The 2,055-nt window shown below is 64.6% G+C and carries 3 protein-coding genes; all 3 read right to left on the bottom strand.

Annotated features, from left to right (window positions below; genetic code table 11):
- A partial coding sequence (locus tag A2I95_RS33610; protein ID WP_291736802.1) for an aminotransferase class III-fold pyridoxal phosphate-dependent enzyme occupies positions 1–603 on the bottom strand: 603 nt, incomplete at its 3' end.
- A complete protein-coding gene (gene bioD, locus A2I95_RS33605) occupies positions 600–1,226 on the bottom strand; it encodes a dethiobiotin synthase (protein ID WP_291736801.1) in 627 nt (208 codons plus the stop codon). The genes A2I95_RS33610 and bioD, both read right to left, overlap by 4 nt.
- The coding region (locus tag A2I95_RS33600) for an aminotransferase class I/II-fold pyridoxal phosphate-dependent enzyme (RefSeq protein ID WP_291736799.1) at positions 1,223–2,055 on the bottom strand (833 nt) is incomplete at its 5' end. The genes bioD and A2I95_RS33600, both read right to left, overlap by 4 nt.

Raw genomic sequence — 2,055 nt, 5'->3', positions numbered from 1 at the left:
TTCTCCCAGACCGTTTTGCGCCGGATCGTCACTCCAATCCTCATGGATACGGATGGGCGGGCGGGAGACGAAATGCTGCACGCTCAGCGCGCCCTGGAACAGGTGGTGCATGCCGGTGTCAGGGTCGCAAACGCTCATCGCCTTCCAGGTATCGCCGTGATAGCCGGAGCGGATGGTGGCAAATTCCTTCCGGTCCGGCTGGCCGATGGCGTGCTGGTACTGCACCGCCATCTTCATCGCCACCTCGACCGAGACCGAGCCGGAATCGCAGTAGAAAATGCGCGTCAGGCTGTCGGGCGTGATCTCCAGCAGCTTGCGGCCCAGGTCGATGGCCGGATCATGGGTCAGCCCGCCGAACATCACATGCGGCAGGGTGTCGAGCTGGTTGTGGATCGCTTTGGTGATCGCCGGGTTCCTGTGGCCGTGCATCATACACCACCACGAGGACATAGCGTCGATCAGCCGGGTGCCATCGTCGAGCGTGATGTGGACGCCTTCGCTTTCCTTGACCACAAAGGTCGGGCCGGGCTTGGCCACATTGGTATAGGGGTGCCAAAGATGCTGCTGGTCGAATTCGAGCTGGGTGAGATCTACGGCGCTCATGTCAAGCTCTCCTTGATCAGGTCCACCCGGATGCTGGCCTGAAAGGCCACGGCCAAGGCGTCAGAGGTCAGCTCGCCCAGAACCGGCAGGCGGCCCAAGTGCGCCACCTGGCCGAACTGGCAAATGGTTTCCTCGACCGCAGGTTCCGGATCGCCGATAAAGGCGACGCCTACCACAGGGCAGCCTGCATCACGCAGGGCTTTCAGCGACAGAAGCGTATGATTGATGGTCCCCAGCTGTGTCCGTGCGCAGAGGATCACCGGCGCGCGCCAGCGGACAAAGAGGTCCAGATACAGAACCTTGCGGTTCAACGGAACCATCAGCCCGCCTGCCCCTTCGGCGACCAGCACACCATCAACCTCAGGCAAGGGCAGCGCGTCGGGGTCGATCTCCACTCCTTCGGCCTCGGCCGACAGATGCGGCGAGGCAGGGAGCTGCAGCAGGTAGCCTTCGGGCAGCACGGGCCGGCCGGAGAGCCGCGCCACAATCTGGCTGTCGGTTTCCTCCTCCAGCCCGGATTGCACCGGCTTCCAATAGGTGGCGCCCAGCGCCTGCACCAGGCCAGCCGAGAAGATGGTCTTCCCAATGCCGGTATCGGTGCCGGTCACGATCAGCGCGCTCATGCGGCGGCCTCCATTTCCCGGGCCAGATCGGTGAACATCGCCGTGATCACCTCCGGGCCAGTATTCAATGTAATCGACAGCCGCAGCCGCGCGGTGCCGCGGGGCACCGTGGGCGGGCGGATGCCGCGGATGTCATAGCCGCAGGCCTGCATGTGCGCGGCCAGCGCCATGGTGCGCTTGTCATCGCCGATCACCACCGGCAGGATCTGGCTGTGATAGCCGCACAGCCCGCACAGGCGCTTGGCTTCGTCTTGGGCATGGGAGATCCCCTCCCAAGCCTCTTCGCGGCGCGCCGGGTTCTCCCGCAGCTCTTGCAGGGCTGCGCGCACCAGCGCGGCATTCAGCGGTGACGGCGCGGTGGCATAGATGAAACTGCGGGCCTTGTTGATCAGCGTCTCGACCAGCACCTTCTGGCCGCAGATCAGGGCACCCGAGGCCCCAAGCGCCTTGCCGCAGGTGTGCAGGGAGAGAACATTCGGGCGGTGTGAGATATTATGCGCCAGCCCGCGGCCCTGATCGCCGAACACGCCGGTTGAGTGCGCCTCATCGACCACCAGCACGGCACCCGCGGCATCGGCCAGCGCCATTAGTTCGTCCAAAGGCGCCAGGTCGCCGTCCATCGAATAGACTGCCTCAACCGCGATCCAGACCTGGCCTTCGCCGCCTTCAGCGCGCCAATCTTTCAGAACGCGCGCCGCGTCTTCCGCATCGCTATGGGCAAAGCTGCGGGATTCGGCCCGGCCCAGCCGCATCCCGTCATGGGTGCTGGCGTGGATCAGCGCGTCAAAGAGCACCAAATCGCCCTGCTGCGGCAGGGCCGAAAAAATCG

The organism is Leisingera sp. F5, assembly GCF_001593695.1.
The sequence above is the reverse complement of the archived record's forward strand: the minus strand, read 5'-3'. Positions and strand labels throughout refer to the sequence as shown.